The sequence below is a fragment of the Kitasatospora sp. NPDC057500 genome (assembly GCF_042802195.1).
Classification (GTDB): domain Bacteria; phylum Actinomycetota; class Actinomycetes; order Streptomycetales; family Streptomycetaceae; genus Kitasatospora.
In genome coordinates, this window is sequence record NZ_JBHVER010000042.1 from 1 (window position 1) to 26,649 (window position 26,649).

Genomic DNA, 26,649 nt, shown 5'->3' on the forward strand with positions numbered 1-26,649 from the left:
CCCTCCGCCCGAGCCCGCCGGCCCCCGGGCCTCGCTGCACGCCCGCGGCGGCGGCCACGGCCCGGGCCGCGCCGGCGCGGCCGGCGGTCACACCGTGCAGGTCACCCAGCCCCCCGCGCTCGGCGACCCGCTCGCCCTGGCCCGGGCGCTGCGTCCGCTGCGGAGGCTGACCGAAGCCCCCGGCGAGCCGGTCCTGGACGAGGAGGCGACCGCCGAGGCCACCGCCGAGACGGGCATCGTGTTCCCGGTCCGCAGGCCCGCCCGGCAGCCGCACTTCTCGCTCGACCTGCTGGTGGACACCGGTGCCACCATGGCCGTCTGGCACCGCCTCGGCGGCGAGCTGAGCGCCCTGCTGGAACGCCACGGGGCCTTCGCCGACGTGCGCGGCTGGGCGCTCGGGACGGATGCGGAGGTACCGACGCTCGCACCGTTGCGCCGCTCGCACCGCCGCCGTCCGGCCGCCTCCCCCACCGCCCGGACCGGCTGGGACCGGCCGCTCAAGGACCCGACCGGCCGCCGCATCCTGCTCGTCCTCACCGACGGCGTCGGCCCGGCCTGGTACGGGGACGAACTGCCCGCCTTCCTGGCCGCCGCCGCGGCCGTCCGCCCGACGGCGGCGCTCCAGGTGCTGCCCCGGCGGCTGTGGCACCGCACCGCGCTGCGCACCGCCCCCGTGGAGGCGCGGGCGTCCGGCGCGGGCCGGCCGGTCCCGGCCTTCCGCTCGGAGGCCGCGCTGCCCGGCATCCCGCGCGGCGCCCGGGGCGCCGACCGGCGGGTCCGGGTCCGCTGGCTGCCCGTCCTGGAGGTCGACGCCGACTGGCTCGCCCCCTGGGCCGGACTCACCGCCGGCCGCACCTCCGGCTGGACCCCGATGCTGGCCGCCCCGCTCGACGCCGAGCTCCGCCCGCAGCGGCCGGCCGGCCCCGCCGAGGACCCGGCCACGCCCGCCGAGCGCGTCGCCCGCTTCCGGGCCGGCGGCTCGCCGACGGCGTACCGGCTGGCCTGCCACCTGTCGGCGGCGCCGCTGAGCCTGCCGGTGATGCGGCTGGTGCAGCAGGCCACCGTCCCGGAGTCCAGGCAGAGGGACCTGGCGGAGCTGTTCGTCTCCGGCCTCCTCGAACCGCGCGGGGAGGCCGCCGCGGACCCGGACGAGCAGGTCTACGACTTCCGGCCCGGCGTGCGCGAGGAGCTGCTCGCCGAGCTGACCCGCACCGAGTCCGTGCACGTACTGGCGGACATCGTCGCCAAGGTGTCCGGCCGGGTCGCCGCGACCTTCGGCGGGACGCTCGACTTCCGCGCCCTGGCCACGGTCGGCGGGGACGGCGCGGCGCTGCCGGAACAGAGCCTGCCGTTCGCCGAGGTGGCGGTGGCGGTCCTGGCCGGCGCGGGCGGCCGGCACGCGGAGGTCGCGGCGCGGCTGGCCGGGGCACTGGAACGCGCGCCGCGCGGCGGACCGGCGGCCCCTCCGGCCCCTCCGGCCCTCAGGATGGACGTGCTGACCCCGGTGCCGCCCGTCCAGAGCCCGCCCGATCCCCCGGCCATGATCGGCCGCCGCCGCGAGCTGGCCGCGCTGGTGACGGCGTTCTCGCCCGACCGGGCCGTTTCGGCGCCGGAACGCCCCGCTGTGGTGGTCCTCGCCGGGAGCCCCGGCATGGGGCGCCGTCGGCTCGTCCAGGAATACCTCCGCGCCCACGGCGGACGGCACTCGTTCGTCCACCGGATCGACGCCCGTCGGCCCGGGACGCTCCAGGAGGGGCTGGACCGGCTCTGGCAGGCCGTCGCCCCGTCCGGCGCCCTGTTCGACGAGTCCTCCCTCGACCCGTTGTGGGAGCGGCTGGCGCTGCACCGGGACTGGCTCGTCGTCCTCGACGGCGTCCCCAGGGGCGCCTGGTCGAACGACGCCCGGCTGCCGTTCTTCCTGCCCCAACACGGCCGGGGCTGCGTCATCGTCACGACCGAGGCCGTCGGCGCCCGGCAGAACCGGGCCGCCGCGACCGTCCCGGTGCTCGCGCTCAGCGAGGAGGAGGTGTGGGAGGAGCTGACGGGGCGGCTGGGCGGGTCCTACGACCCCGACGACCACCGGCAGGAGCGGGCGCTCCGGCGCCTGGCCCGACGGCTGCCCCGCGTCCCGAGCCAGCTCGCCGCACGCAACCTGGAGGCGGAGCTGGCGTCCGCGCTGGTGGAGGCCGGCTCCCCGTACGACGAGGGAGTCTTCTCCGGACCCGTGATCCAGGCCGATCAGGTGCGCATCTACGCTCCGGAGCCCCCGTCCATGGCCGGTCTGCCCGCGAGGTCCGGCGCCTTCACCGGTCGCGAGGAGGAAGTCGACGAGCTGATCCGGTTCCTGACACCCGTCGAACCGGGCGCCCGCCCTTTCCGGACGGCTCTGGTCTCCGGTCTGCCCGGCGTCGGAAAGTCGGAGCTCGCCGTCCAGGCCGCGAGCGAGGTCCTGCACCGCGGGTGGTACCCCGGCGGAGTCCTGTACCTCGATCTGGCCGGCAACCGGAGCGATTCGGCGCTCACCACCGAGCAGGCCCTGGACGCCCTGATCCGCTCCCTCAGTGTCGCCCCCTCGGGTGCCAGGGCGAACCTCCAGTACGAGATCGCCCGCTACCAGACCGGTCTCGCCTCGCACGCGCGGCGGTACGGGCCCGTCCTCATGGTCCTCGACAACGCGGCGAGCGCCGCCCAGGTCGCGCCGCTGCTTCCGGTCGACGGCCATGTCACCACCCTCGTCACCTCGCGGAGCACCCTCCCGCTGGACGCCCGGCTGATCGACGTGGGCGTGCTGTCCCCGGACGCCTCGCTCCGACTCCTGGGGAACCGCCTGCGGTGGCTGCGGGGGAACGACACGCGGATCACCGACGCCCCCGACCAGGCCGAGGCCCTGGCCGCGCTGTGCGGCGGACTGCCACTCGCCCTCGCCATCTGCGCCGACCTGCTGGCCGACACCCCCACCCGTCCGCTGAGGTCCCTGGTCGAGCGCCTGAGCGATCCCCGCGTGCGGCTCGATGTCCTCAGCCGCGACGGCCGAAGCGTGCGGGCGGCGCTCGACCTGCACTTCCGGGACCTCCCGGACGACCAGGCCCGGCTCTTCCGGCTGCTCGCCGTGTTCCCCCACCCCGAGGTGACCACGGAGGCCGCCGCCAGCCTCGCGAGCCTCGATGTCCGGCGAACCGAGGACCTGCTCGCCGAACTCGCCCGCACCCACCTCATCGACGCCCCGACCTGGGGCCGCTGGTCCGTCCACCCGCTGGTCACGCTCTACGCCATCGGCCTGCGCCCGGCGCACGACGACAACCCGGACCACGCCGTCGAGCGCCTGGTGGCGCACTACCGCTCGACGACGGAGGCCGCCGTCCACTACCTCGACCACGGGTTCACCGGCCGCTTCCGAGCGGTCGAGGAGATCGTCGCCTGGCTGGAGGCGGAGCGTCCCGTCCTGCTCCCGCTGGTCCGCTTCGCCGCCTTCACCCTCGCGATGCCGCTGACCACGCTCCTGACCCGGGTACGCCGGTTCGACAACCTGGCCGTCGTGGTGGACACCATGCTGGACCTCCTCCGCCGGGACGGCGATCGAGACGACGAGGCATGGTTCCTGGCGCATCTCCGGTTCGAACTGGACGGTGTCCGGCGATGGCCCGACGAGGTTCCCGAGGACCAACGCCCCGCTTTCGACCGGCTGGTCCGGCTCGGCGACGAGGCGCGGACGTCCGAGGCGCTGCACGTGTCCCTGCACCTGGCGGGAGGCAACGCCGGAGCGGCGCGCCGGATGGTGGCGGAGGTGCTGCTGGACATCGTGGGCGACCTCGCCGCCATCGACCTCGGCGCCGGTCTCCGGTTCACGGTCTCCGATTCGCCCGACCCCCTGAAGACGGCCGCCACCGTCGTCATGGAGCTGTGGCAGCGCCTGCGCGCGCTTCCTCCCGTCAGAAGGGCGCTCGGCCTGGCCATCTCCTCGGGCCCCCATCGCGGCGAGGCCCCCGGGGTGCGGGAACTGACCGCCCGGCTCGACGGCACGCCGTACTCCCCGAACACGCCCATCGCCGCGCTCGTCGTCTCCAAGGGCGTCATGGAGATGGTGCGCCGGCGGATCACAGCCGCCCAGGCCGTCTTCACGCCGGTCGCCGACGGGGAGGCGTACCTGTACACCGGCGGTGTCCGCCTCCTCCTCCTGCACCTCGCCCGCTCCGCGGCCGGGAACGCCGGCGGCCCCCGGCCGGGGCGGGACGGACCAACCGATGTCAGTGGCGTCTGATCCACTGTCCCTGCACCGGAACCACCGAGCAGACAGGAGCCGCCGGCCATGGGCGTGCTGACCGACTACTTCCGCGCGGCCGACGACCGCGCCGTCCTCGCCGCACTCGACGACGCCGAGGGCGGGCCGCTGGTCGGGGGCGCACGGGCGGCGTTCGACGGGGTCGAGACCAAGGGCGTCGACCCGGTCGTCGTGCTGGGGCAGCTGATAGCCGTCGCCCGGCGGGTGGAGTGGGGGGTCGGCCTGGTCGGCGAGACGCCGGTGTGGCCGACCACGCCGCCACCCGGCCGGGAGGGGCCTGCGGACGAGGACGACCCCTGGGCGACCGGGCCGTGGGTGATGCGCCTCGACCGGCCGGCTCGGGACACCCTCGCGGACCTGCCCGCGGAGGAGGTCCCGGACGTCAGCGCCCGGTGGGCGGCGGCGGCCGAGGAACTCCCGGACGCGGACGGCGATGACCTGCGGCCGCTGATCGAGCAGCTGTCCGGACTCGCCCGCCGGGCCCGCGAGGCGGGTGAGGACCTCTACTGCTGGACGTGCCTGTAGGGCGCCCGATACTTCACCAGGAGAAATATTCAGGTCCGCGCAGGCGCTGTCCCCGGAATGCGCGCGGGAAGGGCCCGCGCGGTCGAGGAACGGTCGAGAACAGGAGCTGCCCCGTGCGCGTCGAGGTCTGGAGCGACATCAACTGCCCGTGGTGCTACATCGGCAAGGCGCGGTTCGAGAAGGCCCTGGAGGCGTTCCCCCACCGGGAGGACGTCGAGGTGGTCCACCGGTCGTTCGAGCTCGACACCCGGGCCCCGTACCAGGCGCGGGCGGTGCTGCCGGTGATCGCCGCCAAGTACGGGATCGGGCTGGAACAGGCGGCGGCCGCCGAGCGGCGGATCGCCGACACCGCGCGGGCGGAGGGCCTCGCCTACCACGGCGAGGGGCGCGACGGCGCGAACACCTTCGACATGCACCGGATGCTCCACTTCGCCGCCGGGCACGGACGGCAGGCGGCGCTGCTGGACCTGCTCTACCGGGCCAACTTCGCCGAGGAGGCCTCGGCCTTCGCACCGGGGCGGCTGCTGGAACTGGCCGTCGAGGCCGGGCTGGGCGGCGCGGAGGCGGCGCGGGTGCTGGCCGACCGGTCGGCGTACGCGGACGCGGTGCGCGAGGACGAGGCGACGGCGAGCGCGATGGGCGCCACCGGTGTGCCGTTCTTCGTGTTCGACCGCCGCCTCGGGGTCTCGGGCGCCCAGCCGGCCGAGACCTTCACGGCGGCGCTGACGCAGGCCTGGGACAGCCGGACGGTCCTGCCGCTGGTCGGCATCGGGGAGGCCACCGGAGAGGCCTGCGGCCCGGACGGTTGCGAGGTGCCGCAGCACTGAGGGCGGGCGGATGCGCCATGCTGGCCCCATGAGTACCGCGACAGTGGTGGGCGGCGGGCCCAACGGCCTGGCCGCCGCCGTACGGCTGGCGCGGGCCGGGGTGCGGGTGACCGTGCTGGAGGCCGCCGGGGAGGTGGGCGGCGGGGCGCGCAGCGGCGAGGCGATCGTGCCCGGGCTGCTGCACGACCACTGCTCGGCCGTGCACCCGATGACCGTCGGCTCGCCGTTCCTGCGCGGCCTCGGACTGGAGCGCTTCGGGCTGGAGTTCCGGCTGCCGGAGGTCGACTGCGCGCACCCGCTGGACGACGGCACGGCCGGCGTCCTCCACCGCTCCGTCGCGGACACCGCCGCCGGGCTGGGCGGGGCGGACGGCGCGCGGTGGCGGCGGCTGTTCGAGGGGCCGGTCGCGGGGTACGACCGGCTCGCCGACGACATCATGGGCCCGCTGCTGCGCCTCCCCCGCCATCCACTGCGGCTCACCCGGTTCGGGCTGCCCGCCCTGCTCCCGGCCGCCGCCCTGGCCCGGACGTTCTCGGGCGAGCAGGCGCGGGCCCTGTTCGGCGGGGCGGCGGCGCACGCGTTCCAGCCCCTGCACCGGCCGCTGAGCGCCGCGATCGGACTGGGGCTGCTGACCTCGGGGCACCGGTACGGCTGGGCCGTGGCCGCCGGCGGTTCGGGGGCGATCACCCGGGCGCTGGTCGCGCTGCTCACCGAGTCGGGCGGCACGGTCGAGACCGGGGTGCGGGTCCGCTCGGCCGACCGGCTCCCGCCGGCCGACCTCGTCCTGTACGACCTCGCGCCCGGCGCCGTCGCCGACATCCTCGGCGACCGGCTTCCGCCCCGGACCGCCCGCGCCTACCGCCGCTTCCGGCACGGTCCCGGCGCGTTCAAGGTCGACTTCGCGGTGGAGGGCGGTGTGCCGTGGAGGTCCGAACCCGCCCGCCGCGCCGGCACCGTCCACCTCGGCGGGACCTTCCCCGAACTCGCGGCCACCGAGCGTGCCGTCGCCGCCGGGCGGATGCCGCGGCGCCCGTTCGTCCTGGTCGGCCAGCAGTACCTGGCCGACCCGCAGCGCTCCGTCGGCGACGTCCACCCGCTGTGGACCTACGCCCATGTGCCGAACGGCTTCACCGGCGACGCCACCGAGGCGATCACCGCCCAGATCGAACGCTTCGCCCCCGGCTTCCGCGACCGGATCATCGGCCTGGCCGTCCGCCGCCCGGCCGACTTCGCCGCCGACAACCCCAACTTCGTCGGCGGCGACATCATGACCGGTGCCAAGGACGTCCCCCAACTCCTGTTCGGCCCCCGCCCCACCCTCCACCCCTATGCCACCGGGCTCCCCGGCCACTACCTCTGCTCCGCCGCGACCCCACCCGGCCCCGGCGTCCACGGCATGTGCGGCGCCAACGCCGCCGAAGCGGCCCTGCGGTGGCTGCGCCGCACGAGCTGACGAGGGCCGACGAGAGTTGACGAGGGCTGTCAGGGCCTGACGGACAGCGGCCGGGGCAGCAGCCCCAGTACCGGCTCCGCCGCCGGCCCGGGCCGTGCCCGACCTCGTCGGGCGCCGTCGCCGACCGCGCATCGAACCGTGCCTCACGCCCCCGAGGACCTCACTGCCCACGCGCCCCCCGCGGCGGGGGCTGGGCCGAATGCGTGTATCGGTCTCTTGACTGGCGTCATGGAAGCGCGATACTTGCCTCACTCCCGCTCGCCCGATGAGGTGGCCCGCCCATGGAGCTCTCTCCCTCTGCGCATGTGGACACGTTCTGTCGCGACAACCTTCCGCCGCTCGACGAGTGGCCCGAATTCCTCTTCGAACTACCGGAGTTGGCATATCCGGACCGGCTGAACTGCGCGCACGAGCTGCTCGACGCGACGATCGAGCGGTACGGGCCGGAGCGCCGGTGCCTGGTGACACCGGACGGGCAGTGGACGTACGGCGAGCTGCGCGAGCGCGCGGACGCGGTGGCCCGGCTGCTGGTCGGGCGGCTCGGGGTGGTCCCCGGGAACCGGGTGCTGCTGCGCGGACCCAACGCGCCGTGGCTGGTGGCCTGTTGGCTCGGGGTGCTGAAGGCCGGCGGGGTGGCGGTGACCACCATGCCGCTGCTGCGGGCGGGCGAGCTCACCGCGATGTGCCAGATCGCCCGGCCGGTGGTGGCGCTCTGTGACCACCGGTTCCTGGTGGAACTGGAGCGGGCCGAGACCCCGGGACTGGTCGTGGTGCCCTACGACGGCGCCGGGCCCGAGGGGCTGGACCGCGGCGACCGCTTCACCGCCGTGCCGACGGCCGCCGACGACGTCGCGCTGATCGCCTTCACCTCCGGCACCACCGGCCGCCCCAAGGCGACGATGCACTTCCACCGGGACGTGCTCGCCAACGCCGACACCTTCTCCCGCCATCTGCTGCGACCCACCCCCGAGGACCTGTTCGGCGGCACCCCGCCGCTCGCCTTCACCTTCGGGCTCGGCGGCCTGGTGGTCTTCCCCCTGCGGGCCGGCGCCGCGGCGCTGCTGCTGGAGCAGACCACGCCCGAACAGCTCGCCGAGCAGGTCCACCGGCACGGGGTGAGCGTGCTGTTCACCGCGCCGACCGCCTACCGGGCGATCCTCGCCGCCGGGCTGGCCGAGCGGCTGACGGGGGTGCGGCGCTGCGTGTCGGCGGGCGAGCACCTGCCGGCGGGCGTCTGGCGGGCGTTCCGGGCGGCCACCGGGCAGCGCCTGATCGACGGCATCGGGGCGACCGAGCTGCTGCACGTGTTCATCTCCGCCGCCGACGCCGACATCCGCCCCGGCGCGACCGGCCTGCCGGTGCCCGGCTACCGGGCGGCGATACTGGACGACCGGGGCCGGCCGGTGCCCGACGGCAAGCCCGGGCGGCTCGCCGTGAAGGGGCCGACCGGCTGCCGCTACCTGCACGACCGGCGCCAGCGCGAGTACGTCCGGGGCGGCTGGAACCTCACCGGTGACACCTATGTGCGCGACGCCGACGGCTACTTCTGGTACCAGGCGCGCAATGACGACATGATCGTCTCGGCCGGCTACAACATCGCCGGGCCCGAGGTCGAGCAGGTGCTCGCCGAGCACCCGGACGTCGCCGACTGCGCGGTGGTCGGCGCGCCGGACGAGCGGCGCGGCACCGTGGTCACGGCGTTCGTGGTGCTGCGCGCGGGGGCGACGGCCGGCCCGGGGGCGGTCCGGGCGCTCCAGGAGCACGTCAAGCGGACCATCGCACCGTACAAGTACCCGCGCCGGGTGGAGTTCGTCGAGGCGCTGCCGCGGACCGCGACCGGGAAGCTGGCGCGCGCCGAGCTGCGCCGCCGGGCGGCGGCCGCGCCCACGCCGGCCCCGGTCCCGGCCAGCGTGACCACCGAGCGGCGGGTCGAGTGGTCGGACACCGACGCGGCCGGGCACTACCACTTCTCGGCCGTCCAGCGCTGGGCCGAGGCGGCCGAGGCGACGCTGCTGCGCCGGCTCGGCCTCGACGGACTGTTCGGGCGGATCCCCCGGGTGCACTTCGAGGCGGACTACCGCGAGCGGCTCTGGTTCGGCGACGTGGTCCGCACCGAGCTGCGGGTCGAACGCGTCGGCGGCTCCTCGCTGCACTACGCGTTCGAGGTGCACGGGCCGCACGGCCTGGCCGCCAGCGGGCGGATGTCGGTGGTGCACGCCGCCCCGCACGCCGAGGGCACCGAGCCCTGGCCGGAGCCGGTGCGCCACGCGCTGGCCGGCGCCGGGCGCCAGGAGCCGGAGGTGATCCGGTGACCGGTGGCGCCGGCCGCGTCGCGGTGATCGGCGCCGGCCCCGGCGGGCTGTACTTCGCCGCGCTGGCCCGGCAGTCGGCGCCCGGGCGGGAGATCACCGTCTTCGAACGGGACGGCCGCGACGACGAGTTCGGCTTCGGGGTGGTCTTCTCCGACGAGACGCTGGACGGCATCGCCCAGGCCGACCCCCGGGTGTTCGCCGCGATGAGCGCGGAGTTCGCCCGCTGGAGCGACATCGACGTCCGCCACGCCGGGCAGGTGCGCACCTGCGGCGGGCACGGCTTCGCCGCCCTGGACCGCAACCGGCTGCGCGCGATCCTGCAGCGCCGCTGCGCCGAACTGGCGGTGGACGTGCGCTACCGCACCCCCGCCCCGCCGGTCGGGCGGCTCGCCGAGGAGTACGACCTGGTGGTCGCGGCCGACGGCGTCAACTCGGCGACCAGGACGGCGTACCCGGACGCCTTCCGGCCGGAGCTGGACGAGCGGCCCAGCCGCTACATGTGGCTCGCCACCGACAAGGTCTTCGACGCCTTCACCTTCATCGTCGAGCGCTTCGACTTCGGCGTGCTCCAGGTGCACGCCTACCCGTACAGCGCCGAGCGCTCGACGTTCATCGTGGAGCTGGCCGAGGAGCCCTGGCGGCGGGCGGGCTTCGAGGCCCTGGCCGCACGGGGGTTCGCGCGCGGCGAGAGCGACACGGCGAGCGTGCGGCGCTGCGCGGAGCTGCTCGCCGGACACCTGGAGGGGCACCGGCTGATCCCGAACGCCTCCCGCTGGATCCGGTTCACCACGGTGCGCAACGCCCGCTGGCGGCACCGGAACCTGGTGCTGCTCGGCGACGCGGCGCACACCGCGCACTTCTCGATCGGCTCGGGCACCAAGCTGGCCCTGGAGGACGCCCTGGCGCTCGCCGCGAGCCTTGGCGAACAGCCCACCCTGGAGGGCGCGTTGGCGGCGTACGAGGCGGAGCGCCGACCGGTGGTGGAGTCCGCCCAGCGGGCCGCGCAGGCGAGCCTGGAGTGGTTCGAGACGATCGGGCGGCGCACCGGCCAGGGCCCGGACCAGTTCGCGTTCAACCTGCTCACCCGCAGCCGCCGGGTCACCTACGGGAACCTGCGGGCGCGCGACCCCGGCTTCGTCGCGGCGGTGGATACGGCGGTCACGGGCGCACCGGAGGCGATCGGCACCCCGCCCATGTTCCGGCCGCTGAAGCTGGCGGCGCTGGAGCTGCGCAACCGGGTGGTGGTGCCGCCGCTGGCCACCTTCACCGCCGTCGACGCGCTGCCGAGCGCCTTCGACCGGGCGCAGCTGACCGCGCACGCGCTCGGCGGCGCCGGGCTGGTGATCGCCGGGATGACCGCCGTCACCCCGGAGGGCCGGGCCACCGACCGCTGCCCGGGCCTGTGGAGCGATCCGCAGGAGGCGGCCTGGCGCGAACTCGTCGACGCGGTGCGGGCGGTGAGCGACACCCCGCTCGGCATCCAGCTGACCCACGCCGGCCGCCGGGCCTCGCGGGCGGTGCCGGGGCCGGACGGCACCGGGCCGCCGCTCGCCGAGGGCGGCTGGCCGGTGCTCGCCGCCTCGCCGCTGCCGTGGGACGCCGGCGGCCCGCTGCCGCACGAGGCGAACGCCGTCCAACTCGATTCCGTCACGGCCGACTTCGCGGCTTCGGCGGAGCGCGCCGCGCGGGCCGGCTTCGACGTGCTGGAGCTCCAGTTCGGCCACGGCCACTTGCTCTCCGGCTTCCTGTCACCGCTCACCAACCGGCGCACCGACGGCTACGGCGGGCCGCTCGCCCAGCGGCTTCGGCTGCCGCTGGAGGTGCTGGCGGCGGTCCGCGCGGTCTGGCCGGCCGGGCGGCCGCTGCTGGTGCGGATCTCGGCGTGCGACTGGGCGCCGGGCGGCACCGGCGAGGCGGAGGCCGTCGCGATCTGCCGGGCGCTCGCCGACGGCGGCGCGGACGCGGTGGACGTCTCCACCGGCGAGGTGGTGGCGCACCAGCGGCCGCCGTACGGGCGCGGCTACCAGACGCCGTTCGCCGAACTGGTGCGTGCCGCCACCGGCCTGCCGACCGTAGCGGTCGGCGCGATCTCCCACCACGACGACGCCGACTCGGTGCTGCTGGCCGGGCGGGCGGACCTGGTGGCGGTCGGCCGGGCCCACCTGTACGACCCGCTGTGGACGCTGCACGCCGCCGCCGAGCAGGGCTACGCGGGCCCCGGCGCGCACCGGCCCGAGCCGTGGGCGGCGGGCAGCCGCCGGCCGCCCGGGCCGGGGAGCGACCGGGTGGCGCCCCGGCTGCGGCTGGTGCGCGAGCCCGCCCCGCCCGTCCACCGCCGCTGGCGCCCCGGACCCGCCGACCGGCCCGTCCCCGCCAGGAACCCCGAGGAGGAGCGATGACCGAGCCCGTGGCCGCCGCGCTGCGGCTGCCCCGCTTCACCGCCGCCGCCGTCCAGGCCGCGCCCGTCTTCCTGGACACCGCCGCCACCGTCGACAAGGCGGTCGCGCTGATCCACGAGGCGGCCGGCCACGGCGCCTCCCTGGTCGTCTTCCCCGAGGTGTTCGTCCCCGGCTACCCGTACTGGAACTGGACGATGAACCCGGTGCAGGGCTCGCCCTGGTTCGAGCGGCTCTACCGCGCCTCGGTGGACGTGCCCGGCCCGTACGTGGACACGCTGCGCGTCGCCGCCCGACGGGCCGGGGTGGTGCTGGTGATCGGCGTCAACGAACGCGGCCCGCACAGCCTGGGGGCGCTGTACAACACCCTGCTGGTGATCGACGCCGACGGCGAACTGATCGGCAAGCACCGCAAGCTGGTACCGACCTGGGCCGAGAAGCTGACCTGGACGCCCGGGGACGGCAGCACCCTGCGCGTGCACCGCACGGCCCTCGGCCCGCTCGGCGCGCTCGCCTGCGGCGAGAACACCAACCCGCTCGCCCGCTTCGCCCTCCTCGCCCAGGGCGAACTCGTGCACGCCGCGGCCTACATCGCCCTGCCCGTCGCCCCCGCGGACTACGACATGGCGGAGGCGATCGCGCTGCGCGCCGCCGCGCACTGCTTCGAGGGCAAGGTGTTCACAGTGGTCGCCTGTTCCGCCCTCTCCCCCGGGATCGCCGAGGCGATCGCCGGCGACGACCCCCGGGTGCGCGAGCAACTCGCCCGCCCGCGCAGCGCGTTGTCCGGCGTCTTCGGACCCGACGGACGCCCGGTGACCGAGCCGCTGGTCGACGAGGAGGGCATCGTCTACGCCGGGATCGACCTCGGCCGCTGCGTCCAGCCCAAGCAGATGCACGACATCGTCGGCCACTACAACCGCTTCGACGTCTTCCGGCTGCACGTGGACAACCGCCCGCTGCGCCCGCTCACGCTCGACGACCAGCACCCCCCGAAGGAGGAGGAATGACCGGCAGGAACGACCACGACGACGCCCGGATCGGCCGGGCCAGGGTCACCGACAACCCCGAACTCGCCGCCTACTACGAGGAGCTGGCCAAGGTCGACGCGGGCGCGCTGTGGACCGTGGCCAATGAGATCGAGCCCTGGTACCCGCAGCCGAGGTCGGTGCCGGTGCTCTGGCGCTACGCCGACCTGCGCCCGCTGGTCCGCAAGGCCCTCCCGCTGGTCAGGGCGGACGACGCCGGACGCCGGGTGGTCATGCTGGTCAACCCCGGCCGCCGCGAACTCAGCGCCGCCGTCGGCCTGCTGTACACCGGCCTGCAGATCATGGGCCCCGGCGAGGCGATGACCGCACACCGCCACCAGGCCTCCGCGCTGCGCTTCGTCCACGAGGGCACCGGCGCCTGGACGATCGTCGACGGCCAGAAGCTCAAGGTCGGCCCGCGCGACTTCGCCATCACGCCCAACGGCACCTGGCACGAGCACGGCAACGAGTCCGGCGACGCCCCGGTGATCTGGCAGGACGGCCTGGACATCCCGCTGGTCAACATGCTCGACGCCAACTTCTACGAAGTGCACCCGGAGCTGTACCAGCGGCCCGGCGAGGTCGCCAACTCCTCGCTGCTCACCTACGGCGGCAACCTGCTGCCGTACGGCGTCGAGAAGTGGACCCGCCCCTACTCCCCGCTGCTCGGCTGGCCCTGGGAGCCCAGCTACCACGCGCTCACCCGGCTCGCCCGCGCCACCGAGGGGTCGCCCTGGGACGGGGTGATCATGGAGTACACCAACCCGGTCACCGGCGGACCGGTGATGCCCACCATGGGCGCCCACCTCCAGCTGCTGCGCCCCGGCCAGGCCACCCGCGCCCACCGGCACACCGGCTCCGTGGTCTACACGGCGGCCAAGGGGCGCGGCGTCTCGGTGATCGCCGGACGGAGCTTCACCTGGCGGCAGGGCGACATCTTCGTGGTGCCGTCCTGGGCCTGGCACGAGCACGCGAACCTCGACCCCGGCGACGACGCCTGCCTGTTCTCCTTCAACGACTTCCCGGTGATGCACTCGCTCGGCCTGTACCGCGAGGAGGCCTACCCGGACGACGACGGCCACCAGCCCACCCCCGCCCCGTGACCAGGAGCCCGTTCCCATGCGCCTGTTGACCTACCACGCCCCCGGCACCGACCGCCCGCGCCTCGGCGCCCTGCTCGACGGGGACCGCGTCGCCGACCTGTCCGGGCTCGCCGAGGCCGCCGGCGCCGACCTGCCCGGCGACCTGCTGGGGCTGATCCGCGCCGGGGACCGGGCCCTGGCCACCGCCGGCGCGCTGGTCGCCGGGGCCGCCGAGGACCCGGCCGCACTGCCCGGGCTCGCCCGGCTCACGCTGGCGGCGCCGCTGCGCCCCGGCAAGATCATCGGCGTCGGCCTCAACTACGTCGAGCACGTCGCCGAGTCGCACCGCACCCTGGACACCGACCGCGAACTGCCGGACCGCCCGGTGCTGTTCAGCAAGCCCTCCACCGCCGTCACCGGCCCCGGCGGCCCGATCCCGCACAACGCCGACCTCACCGAGCAGCTCGACTGGGAGTGCGAACTCGCCGTGGTCATCGGCGCGCCCGCCTTCCGGGTCGCCGAGGCCGACGCCTGGCGGCACGTCTTCGGCTACAGCATCGTCAACGACATCAGCGCCCGCGACCAGCGCCGCTCCGGCCAGTGGTTCTTCTCCAAGGGCCAGGACGGCTACGCGCCGTTCGGCCCGGTCGTGGTGACCGCCGACGAGATCCCCGACCCGCAGCGGCTCGACCTCTCGCTGCGCGTCAACGGCGAACTGCGGCAGTCCTCCAACACCCGCCACATGCTGTTCGGCATCGCCCGGCTGATCGCCGACATCTCCTCCGGCGTCACCCTGGAGCCCGGGGACGTGATCGCCACCGGCTCGCCCTCCGGCGTCGGCGCGGGGATGGTGCCGCCGCAGTTCCTCCAGCCGGGTGACGTCGTCGAGGCCACCATCGAGGGCATCGGCACCCTCGCCAACCCGGTGATCGACTCCCGCTGAGCCCTCACCCACCCCACGGAAGGACCGCCCCGCCATGGCCACCAGCTACCGGATCGGCCAGATCGTCCCGAGCTCCAACGTCACCATGGAAACCGAGGTGCCCGCCCTGCTGCGGGCCCGCGAACGGGTCGCGCCCGAGCGGTTCACCTTCCACTCCAGCCGGATGCGGATGACCAGGGTCACGCCCGAGCAGCTGCGCACCATGGACGCCGAGTCCGACCGGTGCGCGGCCGAACTCGCCGACGCCCGGGTCGACGTGCTCGGCTACGCCTGCCTGGTCGCGGTGATGAGCGCCGGCACCGGCTACCACCGGGAGGCCGAACAGCGGCTGCACCGGCGCACCGTGGAGAACGGCGCGCCCGCACCGGTCGTCACCAGCGCCGGCGCCCTGGTGGCCGGGCTGCACGCGCTCGGCGCCCGCCGGGTCGCCCTGGTCACCCCCTACCTGCGGCCGCTGGCCCGCACGGTCGTCGACTACCTAGGCCAGGAGGGCATCGAGGTGGTCGACCACGCGGCGCTGGAGATCGCCGACAACCTGGACGTCGCCGCCCACGACCCGGCGAAGCTCCCGGCGATCGCCGCCGGGCTCGCCCACGCCCGGGCCGACGCGGTGGTGCTGTCGGCGTGCGTGCAGATGCCCTCCCTGTCGGCCGTCGAGGAAGCCGAGCAGCGGCTGGGCAAGCCGGTCGTCTCCGCCGCGATCTGCACCGCCCACCAGCTGCTGCGCGCCCTCGGCCTGCCGGCCCACGCCCCCGGCGCGGGCCACCTGCTCTCCGGCGCCTTCGCAGAGGCCTGACCCAGGGCCTGACCCGAGCCCGGCCCAGGACGCGGAAGGGCGCGCCGCCGCTATGATCACCACGAGTTGCCGGGGAGGAGGCCCACATGCCCACCGTGTCGGAGAACGCGCCCCGGCCGAGCTCGCTGATCCACACCGTCTACGGCGAGTTCGTCCGCCGCCTCGGCGGCTGGATATCGATCGCCGACCTGATCGCCCTGATGGCCGAGCTGGACGTCGACGCCCCCGCCGTCCGCTCGGCCATCTCGCGTCTCAAGAAGGCCGGCACCCTCCTCCAGGAGCGCCGCGACGGCACCGGCTACCGGCTCTCCCCCGCGATGGAGCCGGTGTTCGAAGAGGGCGACCGGCGGATCTTCCACAGCCTGGAGCCCGCCGCGCTCGCCGACGGCTGGGTGGTGGCGGTCTTCTCGGTGCCCGAGTCCGAGCGCGCCCACCGCCACACCCTGCGCTCCCGGCTCAGCTGGCTCGGCTTCGGCAACGCCGCCCCCGGTGTCTGGCTGGCCCCCGCCCGGCTGCTGCCGGACGCCCGTCGGCTGCTGTCCCGGCTCGGCCTCGACGGCTACGTCCACCTGTTCCTGTCCGCCGAGTACGCGGGCTTCACCGATCTGCGCACGGCCGTCGCCGCCTGGTGGGACTTCCCCGCCATCGAGGCCCAGTACGCGGCGTTCACCGACGCCTGGCGGCCGGCCGCCGCCCGTCTTCGCGAGCGCGGCGGCGCACCCGACCCGGCCGAGGCGTTCCGCGCCTACGTCCCGATGCTCACCCAGTGGCGCCGGCTGCCCTACCTCGACCCCGGCCTGCCCGAGCCGCTGCTGCCCGCCGACTGGAACGCCGTCGCGGCGCGGGCCGTCTTCACCGAGCTGCACGACCGGCTGGCCGGCCCCGGTCTGCGACACGTCGAGAAGGTCACCGGCCTGCCGGCCGCCGCCCACCACCAGGAGCCGTGATGACCCCTCCGCCCGCCGACCTGCTGGTGCGCGCCGCCGCCGTGCACACCCTCGTCCCCGGCGAGCCGCCGCAGCGGGCGATCGCCGTCACCGGCGACCGGGTCACCGCCCTGTCCCCCGACCCGCACGGCCTGGACGCGCTGGCCGGACCGGCCACCGAGGTCGTCGACGCGCCGCGCGCCACCGTGCTGCCGGCCTTCGACGACACCCACACCCATCTGGTCCTGGCCGGCCACAGCGTGCACGGCGTCCCCGTCCACCGGGCCGCCGACCTGCCCGGCTTCCTCGCCCTGATCCGCGAGCGCGCCGCCCGCACCCCCGCCGGGGAGTGGATCCGCACCACCGTCAACTGGCAGGAGGTGAACCTGGCCGAGCAGCGGATGCCCACCACCGGCGAGCTGGACGCCGCCACCGCCGACCACCCGGTGCTGGTCCGCCGCGGTGCCTACAACATGGTGCTCAACTCGGCGGCGCTGCGGCTCGCCGGGATCACCGCCGACACCCCCGAGCCGCCCGGCGGGGTGATCGAGCGCGACGCGGACGGCCGCCTCACCGGGCGGCTGATCAACCTGGCCACCGGACTCGTCGAGCGCGTCCTGCCGCGGCCCGGGCTCGCCGAGCGGATCGACGGCCTGCGCGCCGCCTCCGCCGACTACGCGGCCACCGGGATCGGCACCGTCCGCGACTGCCTGGTCCCGGTCGAGGACCTGGACGTGCTGCGCGCCGCCCGCGACGAGGGCGCGCTCGCCGTCCGGGTCCGGGCGCTGGTCTCCGGCTTCGCCGTCCGCACCCCGGAGGAGGTGGACGGCCTGCTCGACCGGATCGGCGCCTGGCGCGCGGCCGGCCACGAGGACGACCGGCTCTCCGTCTGGGGCGTCAAGTTCGGCATCGACGGCGGCTTCGAGGCGGGCGCGCTGGAGGAGCCGTACGAGGGCCGGCCCTGCTACCACGGGCGGCTGCTGTGGGAGGCGAAGGAACTGGCCGACGCCGTCGACCGGGTCGTCGGGCGCGGGCTGCGGGTCGGCGTGCACGCCTGGGGCGACCGCGGGCTGCGCACCCTGCTCGACGTGTACCAGGACGTGCTCGCGCGCCGCCCCGGGCTGCCCGAGGGCACCCTCGTGGTCGAGCACGGCGGCCTCGCCCGTCCGGAGCAGCGGGCCCGGGCCGTCGCCCTCGGCGTGCCGGTGACCGTCCAGCACCCGCTGCTGCACGACGGCGCGCTCACCCAGCAGCGGGCCTGGGGCGCGGAGCGCACCGCCGCGCTGTTCCCGCTGCGCGAATGGCTCGACGAGGGCGCGCGGCTCTCCGCGGGCTCGGACTTCCCGGTCGGCCCGTACGGCGCGATGCTCTCGGTCTGGGGCATGACCACCCGCCGGACGGTGGCCGGGGTGCTCGGCGCCGAGCACGCGATCGGGCGGGCCGAGGCGATCGCCCTGCACACCGTGAACGCCGCCCGGCTGACGGGCGAGAGCGCCGGGCGCGGCGCGCTGCGCCCGGGCGCGCTCGCCGATCTGACGCTGTGGCCCGCCGACCCGCTGAGCTGCCCGGTCGACGAGCTGCGGGACCTGCTGCCCGAGCGCACCGTGGTCGGCGGCCGGACGGTGCACCGGCGCCGCGCTCAGGCCTGAGCGGGGCGCACCTCCTGGAGCAGCCCCCAAGTGAAGTCCGCCGTGCAGGCGCGGGGGCGGCCGTCGGAACCCGGCGCGGTGAAGTCCAGCCGGAACCGGGTCGGCGCGCTGCCCTCACGCGGCACGGCGGGCGGGAACGCCTCCCCCACGTCGGCCACCACGCAGCTCCACGGCGTCAGGTCGGCGAGCGTGCGCAGCACGGGCGGCGGGCTGCCGGGCGCCCGTACCAGCCAGGCGTTCAGCTCGGCGCCGCCCGGACCGGTGAGCACCTCGAAGCGCAGTCCGGGCCAGAGCGGCAGGCTCCACTGCCGCGCGGTGCAGGCCAGGTCCCCGATCCGCCGCGCCGCTCGCGCCGCCGGTGCGCCGAGCACGGCGGTGTAGCGCCGCCCGCCGGACGGGAACCCCGGCGCGCGCACCATCGCCTGCCACCGCTTGTTCGCCTCCCGCAGGTCCGCCCGGGTCGCTCCCAGCCGCCGCACCGCGTCCTCGACCGACTCCGGTCGGAAGTCCGCCATCCGCCGCAGCAGCACCAGCTGGAACTCCCTCGCTCCGAACCCTTGGACCACCCCGGCAGGCTACCCCGCCCGGCGGCACCCCGCGCGGCGCGAGAGGGTGTACGGGGGCGCCGCCCCCGGGCGTGCGAAACGGTGCGTGAGCGCCCTTTCGCCACCGCTCCGGCGGTCGTACGGTCGCAACCGGCCGACCGTTTCCGACCGCCGCTCCCCCTCCAGGAGGGCCCATGGAACCCCGCTGCCCCTACACCCACGCCCTCGACACCCTCGGCACCGATCTGCACGCCGAGGCCGCCCACCTGCGCACCCACGGCCCGGCGGTCCGGGTCGGGCTCCCGGGCGGCGTGCTCGCCTGGTCGGTGACCCGAGCCGACGTCGCCAAGCGGCTGCTCACCGACCCCCGGATCGCCAAGAACGCCCGCCGGCACTGGCCCGACTGGATCGAGGGCCGGGTCGGCCCGGACTGGCCGCTGGCCAGTTGGGTCGCCGTGGAGTCGATGTTCACCAGCGACGGCGCGGACCACCACCGCCTGCGCGCCCTGACCGCGCCCGCGTTCGGCCCCCGCCGGGTGGAGGCGCTGCGCCCCCGGGTGCGGGCGATCACCGCCGCCCTGGTCGAGGGGCTGCGCGGGGCCGCGCCCGGCGAGACCGTCGACCTGCACGCCCGCCTCTCCTACCCGTTGCCGACCACGCTGATCTGCGACCTGTTCGGCGTCCCCGAGGAGCAGCGGCCGGAGGTGCGGCGGGTGGTCGACGGCGTGCTGGCGACCGACGCCACCCCCGAGCACGCCAAGGCGGTGCTCGACGACCTGTTCGCCGCCATGGCGCGGCTGGCCGCCACCAAGCGGGCGGAGCCGGGCGAGGACATGACCAGCGAACTGATCGCCACCCGCGACGCCCAGGGCTCCCGGCTCAGCGAGCACGAACTGGTCTCCACCCTGATCCTGATGATCGGCGCCGGGTCGGAGACCACCGTCAACCTCATCGACCACGCGGTGGCGCTGCTGCTGTCCCACCCCGGGCAGCTGGCGCTGATCCGCTCCGGCGAGGCGGCCTGGCGCGACGCCATCGAGGAGACACTGCGCCTGGAGGCACCGGTGATGCACCTGCCGCTGTACTTCGCCGCCGAGGACGTCGACCTGGGCGAGGGCGTGCTGATCCGGGCCGGCGAGCCGGTGCTCTTCGCCTTCGGCGCGGCCGGGCGCGACCCGGGGCTGCACCCCGACCGGCCGGAGGAGTTCGACCTCACCCGGCCCGACAAGGCCCACCTGGCGTTCGGCCACGGCCGCCACTACTGCCTGGGCGCGGTGCTCGGCACGATGGAGGCCGAGGAAGCCCTCGATGCCCTGTTCGCCGCCTTCCCCGACGTCGAACTCGCGGTACGCCCCGAGGAGTTGCTCCCCCAGGAGTCGTTCATCGTGAACGCCCTGCGGTCGCTGCCGGTCCGGCTCGCCCCGGCGGGCGGATAGGAGCGGCGGACGGTCGGGACCGGCGGACGGTCGGGACCGGCGGACAGGCCGGTGTCAGTGGCGCCGTCTACCGTACGCCCATGGACGACCGCATCCCTTCCGTACGCCTGGAGCCCTGGTCCGAGCGGGACGCCGCCCTGCTGCGCGCCCTCAACGCGCCGGAGCTGATGGCGCACCTCGGCGGCCCGGAGACCGAGGAGCAGTTGGACCGCCGCCACCGGCGGTACGTCGAGCTCGGTGCCCGGCCGGCGTCCGCGGGGCGGATGTTCCGGATCGTGCTGCTGCCGGAGGGCGCGGCGGCGGGCAGCATCGGCTTCTGGGAGCGCGAGGAGGAGGGCGGGACGGTGTACGAGACGGGCTGGACGGTGCTGCCGGGCTTCCAGGGCCGGGGGGTGGCGAAGGCCGCCACCCGCGCGGTGGTGGCCGAGGCGCGCGCCGCCGGGCTCCACCGCCATCTGCACGCCTTCCCGTCGGTGGACAACGCCGCGTCCAACGCGGTGTGCCGCGGCGCGGGCTTCGAACTGCTGGGCGCACGGGACTTCGAGTACCCGCCGGGCCGTCCGATGCGCTGCAACGACTGGCGGTTCGACCTCCGGCGGCCCTGACCCGGGGCCGGCCCGGCCCGGAGCCGACCGGGAGCGCCGGGGCGCCCCGGGCCCGGTGGGCGGGCCGGGGCGCCCGGGTGGGGCGGGGATCAGACGGTGCCGTTGCGGCGACGCAGCAGGACGACGCCGGCGGCGGTGGCCAGGGCCGCCGCTCCGCCGACGGCGGCGACCTGCGGGTTGATCATCGACACGGCCTCGGCCGGCTCGGCGCCGCCGCACTCGGCGTGGCCGATGGTCAGGTCCGCGGCGTTGAGGATCGGCAGCAGGCTGATCCGGACGGCGTTGACGCTCAGCACGCCGTTGGCGTCGGTGGTCTGCTCGTTGAGCAGGACGGTGCCGACGCCGGGGATGTCGATCCCGGTGTTGGGCGCGGCTCCGGCCTGGAGGTTGATCGCGGGGAGCAGCGGGAGCTTGACGCTGCCGCCCGCGATGAGGCCGGAGCCGGTGGCACCGGCCGGGGTGGCGGTGCAGGTCGAGTTGACGCCGGTGAGCGAGACGGTGGCGACGCCCAGGTCTATGCCGAGCGAGTCGATCGTGGCGGAGGCGCCCGAGGTACCGGCCTGCGGGTCGCCCGAGGTGGTGGCGGTGAGCAGCGCGTTGCTGGCGAAGGGCCCGATGTTGATGCCGGCCAGGGTCTCGGTGCCGCCCGTGGGGTAGGTGGAGGCGGGCGTCGGGGCGACGGCCACCATGCCGGCGACGGCGTCGGCGGCGACGACGTAGGCCTTGGCCTCGGGCGCGGAGAGGGCGGCCCAGGCCGGGCTCGCGGTGCAGACCAACGCGGCGGTGACGGCCGCGCCGGCGAGCAGCCGGGTGCGGGTACGACGAGAGGTCATGGTGGTGGGGCCTTTCGTGGGACGGGCAGGGAGGTGAGGTGGGGACGGGGCTCACCGGACCCGGCGGGCCGCGGGCGGACCGGCGGGCGCTCATGCGGCCGGCTCGCCGACGACGGCCGGGACGGGCCCGGCGGGTGCGGCGGGTGCGGCGGGTGCCAGGCCGGGAGCGGGTGCCGGGGCGGCGGCAACCCGGGCCGTCTTGTGCCAGGAGTTGCGCCGGAGCAGCACCCGCCAGGCGGCGCGGACGGCGACCAGGTAGGTCGTGGCGGCGTACAGGGCCAGTGCGAGCCCGTACCCGAACGCGGCCCGCCGGCCGATGCCCGGCTCGCAGCGCCGCCGGTACAGCGGCCCCCAGACGGCGAACTCGCCGACGCCCAGCAGCAGGTAGAGCGCCAGGAGCAGGGCGCCGCCCTGCCGCAGGAAGGCGAGCACGAACTCCGGGTAGAGCACGAGGTTGTAGCCGAAGGCCGCGATCGGCACGGTGTACACCACCAGGCCGACCAGTTGCAGCCACGGCTGGCTCATGAAGTACAGCACCTCCAGGAAGCCCGCGGTGCCGAAGGCCCGTGAGCCCCAGATCTCCCGGAGGTAGCGGGTGCACTGCATCGAGCCCTGTGCCCAGCGCACCCGCTGGGTGACCAGCTGCCGGGTGCTCCACAGCGCCTCCTGGTCGACCCAGGCGTCGGTGGTGTAGCCGTTGCGCCAGCCGGCCAGCATCAGCCGCAGGCCCAGTTCGTAGTCCTCCAGCAGGGCCTTGCCCCACGGCCGCCCGCCGCCGCGGTCCACCGCGCGCAGGGCGGAGAGCCGGGTGAACTGGCCGTTGCCGCCGACGTTGACGGTCCCGGTGCGGCGCCGGGTGATCTGCATGGCGGATATCGGTCCGCGGAACTCGATGTCCTGGAGGCGGGCCAGCAGCCGGGCCCGCCGGTTGGCGAACGCGCCTCGGCCGGGCAGCGGCCGGGCCACGTCGCGGTTGGACATCCGCACCTCGACCTGGACCGCCCCGATGCCGGGGTCGCCGAAGAGGGCCGGTCCGGCGCACACGGCGAGCGCGCCGGGCGAGGGGCGGCCGTCGGCGTCGAGCACGCAGACCACCACCCGCGCGGGGTCGGTGCCCGGGGGCAGCGCGGCCTCCAGCGCCCGGTAGCCGGCGTTCAGCGCGTCGCCCTTGCCGGTCCGCGCCTCGGGCCGCCGCCGGGACACCAGGTGGACGGTGAGGCGGTCGGAGGTGGCGGGCCAGGTACGGACGAGTTCGGCCGTGCGGTCCTCGGAGGCGTCGTCGACGACCCAGACGGTGGCGCCGGCGAAGTGCTCTCCGAGGTAGTCCAGGGTGGTGGCGATGACGGCCTCCTCGTCCCGGCAGGGGATCAGGAAGTGCCAGCCGAAGCCGTCCGGGTCGCCGGGCGGCGCCGGCCGGTCCCGCAGGTAGCCGCGCACGATCACCACGACGTAGGCGAGGAAGCCGACGCCCAGGACGAAGGAGAGCGAGACGGAGGTGTCGAGCAGGGTCACGGCGTGCCCTCCCCGCCGGCGGGGCCGGGCTCGGCCGCGGCCGTGACGATGGGGGTGGCGGTGGCGGTGGCGCTACGGGGCAGCAGCCGGAGGAAGAGCAGGGCCGCGACCAGGGCGGCGGCCATCATCAGCACCGAGCCGAACAGGACGTGCGTCCAGCCGAACCCCTCGGCCCCGTAGCGGTGTTGCATCACCAGGACGAGGGTGAGCCGGGCGAGGTTGGTGGCCACGACCAGGGCGGCGGGGACGGCGAAGGCCAGCAGGACGCGGCCGGGCCGGCGGTTGCCGAAGAGCAGCAGCAGCGCCGTCACCAGGGCGAGCGGGGCGATCAGCAGCGCGCTGCTGCACCCCGTGGTCAGGGCGACGCCCCGGTCCAGGCCGGTGTGGTCGCCGGCGTACAGGACGGGGGCGGTCGGCCCTTCGAGCAGCAGGGTGCGCATCCCCAGGAGGTGCTCGACGAGCCACGCCGTGCTGCGGCTCTCCTGGGAACGGTAGGCGCGTTCGCCGGCCACCAGCGAGCCGCACACGCCGAGCAGCACGGCGCCGCACAGCATCCCGACCGGGGAGCGCCCGGCCCGGGCCGCGGCGTGCGGGCGGGGCGCGAGCGGGTGCGACAGGGATTCCGTCATGGCGTGGCTCAGTCCTCGCCCGGGCCCTCGCTCCGGCGCAGCCTGCTGCGGCGGAGCAGGCCGAGGCCCACCAGTACCAGGGCCACCGCGGCCGTCGCCGTGACACCTATGCCCATCGATCCGGTCGCGGCCAGGGCGCCGCCACCGGCTGCCGGCGGCAGTCCGCCGGCCACAGGTCCGTACATGGGGGAATTCCTCTCGTCGGAAAAACGGGTCGCGAAAAGGGGTGTTGCGGAGGGGGGGATGCCGCGCGGCGGATAGGCGTGAGCGACGACGGTGCGGCCCGCAACGGCACGGGGCGGCGCCGGACACGGCGGAACCACCCGGGCGGGGACGAACGGTAGTCGACCCCGCCACGGATCGAACTCCCGTGCTGCTGGCACATCATGGACTGAAAATCGGACTTTCGATGGTCCGTGTTCGCACGATGCCTTCCACATCTGCGCTGATCGGCGTGGCGTGGGCGTGTCACCGGCATGCCGCGGCCGCCGCCATTCCTCCATTCGGGGGACATTGATCACCACCGGTTGCCGCGGCTCCCCGCCGACGGCCATGTTGTGACGCGTAGTTCGAACACCTCGATCGTTCGATCGGATGCACCGTCAAGGGAGCCCGAATGCCCTCCGCCGACATCGCCGTGGTCCTCGGCACCCGACCGGAAATCGTCAAACTCGCCGGTGTGGTGCGGCTCCTGGAGGACTCCGCCCGCATCGTCTGGACCGGTCAGCACTGGGATCCCGGCCTCACCACCGCGTTCTTCCGGCAGTACGCGCTCCCCGATCCGCACATCACGCTCAGCGGCGTCGCCGGCGAGGCCCGGGGCCGGCAGATCGGCCGCATGGTCAGCGCGCTCAGCGACCACTTCACCAAGCACCCGCCCGCCGCCGTCGTGGTCCAGGGCGACACCAACTCCGCCGCCGCCGGCGCGCTCGCCGCCCACTGCGCGGGCGCGCCGGTCGTCCACGTCGAGGCCGGACTGCGCTCCTTCGACCCGGACATGCCCGAGGAGGCCAACCGCCGCCTGATCGCCCCGCTCGCCGACCTGCACTGCGCCCCGACCGCGACCGCCGCCGCCCACCTGCTGCGCGAGGGCATCGAGGCGGACCAGGTGGTGGTCACCGGCAACACCGTCGTCGAGGCCACCCTGGAGTCACTGCCCGGACCGACCGAGGCCCGCCGGGTGCTGGACGGCTACGGGCTGCGCCCCGACCGCTATCTGCTGGCCACCCTGCACCGGCCCGAGAACACCGACGACCCGGCCAGGCTCGGCCGGATCCTCGGCCAACTCGCCGCACTGGAGCTGCCGGTGGTACTGCCCCTGCACCCGCGCACCCGGGCGGCGATCGAGCGCTACGGGCTCTCCGGCGCGCTCGCCGGGCTGCGTCCGGTACCCCCGGTCGACCACCGCACCTTCCTCGCCCTGGCCGCCGGCTGCCGGCTGCTGGTCTCGGACTCCGGCGGGGTCCAGGAGGAGTGCACGGTGCTCAAGCGGCCGCTGATCGTGGTGCGCAACTCCACCGAACGGCCCGAGGCGGTCCGGGCCGGCTTCGCCCGACTCGTGCGGCCCGGCGCCCAGCTCGACCTCGCCCTGCGGGAGGTGCTCGCGGACCCGGATTCGATCGGCTCGCTCGCCGGACGGCCCTCCCCGTACGGCAGCGGCACCGCGAGCGCCGAGATCGTCTCCGCCATCCGCTCCCGCTACCTCGTGGAGGACCGCGCGCGCCTGCTCTGCGCGAGCTGAACACTCCCTCCGGCCAGGTGCCGACCCCGCCGGAAGCGCTCCGGCGGGGTCGGCGCGCGGGCGTGGGCGACGGCGGGGGTTTGGCGGCGGTACCCCCGGACAGACGCCGTGCGACGGAACGTCCCCCACCGAAGGAGGGCACGGCCGATGCGCGGCAGAGACGACCTGGCCGGACGCACCGCCCTGGTGACCGGCTCCTCGCGCGGGCTCGGCCTGCTGATCGCGGGCGAGCTCGCCGACCGCGGCTGCCGGGTGATGCTCTGCGGCCGCGACGAACTCGCCCTCGAACGGGCCGTCCGCGGGCTGCGGGGCCGCCGGGGCGAGGTGGCCGCCACCGCGGGCGACCTGACCGCCGCCGACACCCCCGCCCGGCTGCTCGCCGCGGTCCGGGAGCACTTCGACGCCGAGGTGGACCTGCTGGTCAACAACGCCGGCCTGATCCAGGTCGGCCCGCTCACCACCATGCAGGAACAGGACTTCCGGCGGGCGCACGAGCTGATGGTGATGGCGCCGCTGCGGCTGGTCCAGGCGGTGCTGCCCGCGATGCGGGCGCGCGGCGCGGGCTCGATCGTCACCATCGGGTCGATCGGCGGCAAGGTCCCGGCGCCGCACCTGCTGCCCTACGTCACCGCCAAGTTCGCGCTCACCGGCCTCTCCGAGGGGCTGGCGGCGGAGCTGGCGCCGTACGGGATCCGGGTCACCACCGTCGTCCCCGGGCTGATGCGCACCGGTTCGCAGACCGCCGCCGAGTTCGCCGGACAGCCCGGGCGCGAGTTCGCCTGGTTCGCCACCGCCGCCTCGCTGCCGCTGCTGTCGACGGACGCGCGACGGGCGGCCCGCCGGATCGTCCGGGCGGTCGAGACCGGCCGCCGGGAGCTGGTGCTCACCCCGCTCGCCAAGGCCGCGGCACGCGCCCACGGACTCGCGCCGGCCACCACCGGCCGGCTGCTCACCCTCACCGCGCGGCTGCTGCCGCCCGCCGGCTCCGCCCCCGAGCACGGCGTGCCGGGTGTCCGGGCGGCGGCCCGCCACCGGCGCGGCGGCCCGGTCGACCGGCTCACCGCCCTCGGCCGCCGGGCCGCCCGGTCCCACAACGAACCGACGGCGTCCTGAGCCGCCCCAGGACGCGCCCCGT

Annotated in this window: 20 protein-coding genes and 2 pseudogenes; 17 read left to right on the forward strand and 5 right to left on the reverse strand. The window is 75.7% G+C overall.

Translation table 11 applies throughout. The features are described 5' to 3' along the window. Positions 1-34 precede the first annotated feature (34 nt). The 13 genes and pseudogenes from ACFU74_RS12265 (at position 35) to ACFU74_RS12325 (ending at position 18,213) form a co-directional block, all read left to right on the forward strand. Positions 35-4,258 carry an SAV_2336 N-terminal domain-related protein gene (locus ACFU74_RS12265; protein ID WP_380755547.1) on the forward strand — a complete coding sequence of 1,408 codons (4,224 nt, stop codon included), beginning with the start codon at positions 35-37 and terminating at the stop codon, positions 4,256-4,258. Positions 4,259-4,306: 48 nt separating this feature from the next. After that, positions 4,307-4,804 (forward strand): hypothetical protein, encoded by a 498-nt coding sequence (locus ACFU74_RS12270; protein ID WP_380755486.1) that lies wholly within the window; start codon positions 4,307-4,309, stop codon positions 4,802-4,804. Positions 4,805-4,917: 113 nt separating this feature from the next. Continuing rightward, a complete protein-coding gene (locus tag ACFU74_RS12275) occupies positions 4,918-5,631 on the forward strand; it encodes a DsbA family oxidoreductase (RefSeq protein WP_380755488.1) in 714 nt (237 codons plus the stop codon). A gap of 28 nt (positions 5,632-5,659) precedes the next feature. Next, on the forward strand, positions 5,660-7,084 hold the full coding sequence (locus ACFU74_RS12280) for a phytoene desaturase family protein (protein ID WP_380755490.1): 1,425 nt from the start codon (positions 5,660-5,662) through the stop codon (positions 7,082-7,084). Positions 7,085-7,365: 281 nt separating this feature from the next. Then, a pseudogene (locus tag ACFU74_RS12285) lies at positions 7,366-8,961 on the forward strand (AMP-binding protein); the annotation flags it as partial. Positions 8,962-9,051: 90 nt separating this feature from the next. Beyond that, positions 9,052-9,396: pseudogene (locus tag ACFU74_RS12290) on the forward strand (acyl-CoA thioesterase); the annotation flags it as partial. Beyond that, positions 9,393-11,795 (forward strand): FAD-dependent monooxygenase, encoded by a 2,403-nt coding sequence (locus tag ACFU74_RS12295; protein ID WP_380755492.1) that lies wholly within the window; start codon positions 9,393-9,395, stop codon positions 11,793-11,795. The pseudogene ACFU74_RS12290 and the gene ACFU74_RS12295, both read left to right, overlap by 4 nt. Continuing rightward, entirely contained in the window at positions 11,792-12,799 is a 1,008-nt protein-coding gene (locus ACFU74_RS12300) for a carbon-nitrogen hydrolase family protein (RefSeq protein ID WP_380755494.1), read from the forward strand. Before ACFU74_RS12295 ends, ACFU74_RS12300 begins: the two co-directional genes overlap by 4 nt. After that, positions 12,796-13,920 (forward strand): cupin domain-containing protein, encoded by a 1,125-nt coding sequence (locus ACFU74_RS12305; RefSeq protein WP_380755496.1) that lies wholly within the window; start codon positions 12,796-12,798, stop codon positions 13,918-13,920. Before ACFU74_RS12300 ends, ACFU74_RS12305 begins: the two co-directional genes overlap by 4 nt. 16 nt (positions 13,921-13,936) lie before the next feature. Further along, entirely contained in the window at positions 13,937-14,842 is a 906-nt protein-coding gene (locus ACFU74_RS12310) for a fumarylacetoacetate hydrolase family protein (RefSeq protein ID WP_380755498.1), read from the forward strand. Between the two features lie 34 nt (positions 14,843-14,876). Further along, positions 14,877-15,638: an Asp/Glu racemase gene (locus ACFU74_RS12315; RefSeq protein ID WP_380755500.1), complete on the forward strand. Its 762-nt coding sequence runs from the start codon at positions 14,877-14,879 to the stop codon at positions 15,636-15,638. A gap of 86 nt (positions 15,639-15,724) precedes the next feature. Beyond that, positions 15,725-16,585 (forward strand): PaaX family transcriptional regulator C-terminal domain-containing protein, encoded by an 861-nt coding sequence (locus ACFU74_RS12320; protein ID WP_380755502.1) that lies wholly within the window; start codon positions 15,725-15,727, stop codon positions 16,583-16,585. Next, a complete protein-coding gene (locus ACFU74_RS12325; RefSeq protein ID WP_380755504.1) occupies positions 16,585-18,213 on the forward strand; it encodes an amidohydrolase in 1,629 nt (542 codons plus the stop codon). The genes ACFU74_RS12320 and ACFU74_RS12325 overlap by 1 nt, the downstream gene beginning before the upstream one ends. Here the strand turns inward: ACFU74_RS12325 and ACFU74_RS12330 are convergent. After that, positions 18,204-18,728 (reverse strand): hypothetical protein, encoded by a 525-nt coding sequence (locus tag ACFU74_RS12330; protein WP_380755549.1) that lies wholly within the window; start codon positions 18,726-18,728, stop codon positions 18,204-18,206. The genes ACFU74_RS12325 and ACFU74_RS12330 overlap by 10 nt on opposite strands. Before the next feature lie 224 nt (positions 18,729-18,952). Here ACFU74_RS12330 and ACFU74_RS12335 point away from each other — a divergent pair, with 224 nt between their 5' ends. Next, on the forward strand, positions 18,953-20,194 hold the full coding sequence (locus tag ACFU74_RS12335; RefSeq protein ID WP_380755506.1) for a cytochrome P450: 1,242 nt from the start codon (positions 18,953-18,955) through the stop codon (positions 20,192-20,194). 80 nt (positions 20,195-20,274) lie between these two features. Beyond that, positions 20,275-20,799 (forward strand): GNAT family N-acetyltransferase, encoded by a 525-nt coding sequence (locus ACFU74_RS12340; protein ID WP_380755508.1) that lies wholly within the window; start codon positions 20,275-20,277, stop codon positions 20,797-20,799. Between the two features lie 89 nt (positions 20,800-20,888). Here ACFU74_RS12340 and ACFU74_RS12345 read toward each other — a convergent pair whose 3' ends face one another. From ACFU74_RS12345 to ACFU74_RS12360, 4 genes are all read right to left on the reverse strand, one after another. Continuing rightward, positions 20,889-21,632, reverse strand: a complete 744-nt coding sequence (locus tag ACFU74_RS12345; RefSeq protein ID WP_380755510.1) for a choice-of-anchor P family protein — start codon at positions 21,630-21,632, stop codon at positions 20,889-20,891. A 90-nt stretch (positions 21,633-21,722) separates the two neighbouring features. Continuing rightward, a complete protein-coding gene (locus ACFU74_RS12350; RefSeq protein WP_380755512.1) occupies positions 21,723-23,144 on the reverse strand; it encodes a glycosyltransferase in 1,422 nt (473 codons plus the stop codon). Then, complete coding sequence (locus ACFU74_RS12355) at positions 23,141-23,773, reverse strand: archaeosortase/exosortase family protein (RefSeq protein WP_380755514.1); 633 nt, start codon at positions 23,771-23,773, stop codon at positions 23,141-23,143. Before ACFU74_RS12355 ends, ACFU74_RS12350 begins: the two co-directional genes overlap by 4 nt. An 8-nt stretch (positions 23,774-23,781) precedes the next feature. Continuing rightward, the gene (locus tag ACFU74_RS12360; protein ID WP_380755516.1) at positions 23,782-23,958 is read right to left on the reverse strand and encodes a hypothetical protein; all 177 of its coding nucleotides are present in this window, start codon (positions 23,956-23,958) and stop codon (positions 23,782-23,784) included. 431 nt (positions 23,959-24,389) lie between these two features. Here ACFU74_RS12360 and wecB point away from each other — a divergent pair, with 431 nt between their 5' ends. Beyond that, positions 24,390-25,514, forward strand: a complete 1,125-nt coding sequence (gene wecB, locus ACFU74_RS12365) for a non-hydrolyzing UDP-N-acetylglucosamine 2-epimerase (protein ID WP_380755518.1) — start codon at positions 24,390-24,392, stop codon at positions 25,512-25,514. A gap of 147 nt (positions 25,515-25,661) precedes the next feature. After that, positions 25,662-26,627 (forward strand): SDR family NAD(P)-dependent oxidoreductase, encoded by a 966-nt coding sequence (locus ACFU74_RS12370; protein WP_380755520.1) that lies wholly within the window; start codon positions 25,662-25,664, stop codon positions 26,625-26,627. Positions 26,628-26,649 lie beyond the last annotated feature (22 nt).

Excerpts from the sequence above, each read along its gene's own strand:
- ACFU74_RS12310 (WP_380755498.1), top strand. The coding sequence starts at position 13,937 with ATGCGCCTGTTGACCTACCACGCCCCCGGCACCGACCGCCCGCGCCTC.
- ACFU74_RS12300 (WP_380755494.1), top strand. The coding sequence starts at position 11,792 with ATGACCGAGCCCGTGGCCGCCGCGCTGCGGCTGCCCCGCTTCACCGCC.
- ACFU74_RS12270 (WP_380755486.1), top strand. The coding sequence starts at position 4,307 with ATGGGCGTGCTGACCGACTACTTCCGCGCGGCCGACGACCGCGCCGTC.
- ACFU74_RS12355 (WP_380755514.1), bottom strand. The coding sequence starts at position 23,773 with ATGACGGAATCCCTGTCGCACCCGCTCGCGCCCCGCCCGCACGCCGCG.
- ACFU74_RS12305 (WP_380755496.1), top strand. The coding sequence starts at position 12,796 with ATGACCGGCAGGAACGACCACGACGACGCCCGGATCGGCCGGGCCAGG.
- ACFU74_RS12340 (WP_380755508.1), top strand. The coding sequence starts at position 20,275 with ATGGACGACCGCATCCCTTCCGTACGCCTGGAGCCCTGGTCCGAGCGG.
- ACFU74_RS12345 (WP_380755510.1), bottom strand. The coding sequence starts at position 21,632 with ATGACCTCTCGTCGTACCCGCACCCGGCTGCTCGCCGGCGCGGCCGTC.
- wecB (WP_380755518.1), top strand. The coding sequence starts at position 24,390 with ATGCCCTCCGCCGACATCGCCGTGGTCCTCGGCACCCGACCGGAAATC.
- ACFU74_RS12330 (WP_380755549.1), bottom strand. The coding sequence starts at position 18,728 with ATGGCGGACTTCCGACCGGAGTCGGTCGAGGACGCGGTGCGGCGGCTG.
- ACFU74_RS12360 (WP_380755516.1), bottom strand. The coding sequence starts at position 23,958 with ATGTACGGACCTGTGGCCGGCGGACTGCCGCCGGCAGCCGGTGGCGGC.
- ACFU74_RS12325 (WP_380755504.1), top strand. The coding sequence starts at position 16,585 with ATGACCCCTCCGCCCGCCGACCTGCTGGTGCGCGCCGCCGCCGTGCAC.
- ACFU74_RS12280 (WP_380755490.1), top strand. The coding sequence starts at position 5,660 with ATGAGTACCGCGACAGTGGTGGGCGGCGGGCCCAACGGCCTGGCCGCC.
- ACFU74_RS12320 (WP_380755502.1), top strand. The coding sequence starts at position 15,725 with ATGCCCACCGTGTCGGAGAACGCGCCCCGGCCGAGCTCGCTGATCCAC.
- ACFU74_RS12315 (WP_380755500.1), top strand. The coding sequence starts at position 14,877 with ATGGCCACCAGCTACCGGATCGGCCAGATCGTCCCGAGCTCCAACGTC.
- ACFU74_RS12370 (WP_380755520.1), top strand. The coding sequence starts at position 25,662 with ATGCGCGGCAGAGACGACCTGGCCGGACGCACCGCCCTGGTGACCGGC.
- ACFU74_RS12335 (WP_380755506.1), top strand. The coding sequence starts at position 18,953 with ATGGAACCCCGCTGCCCCTACACCCACGCCCTCGACACCCTCGGCACC.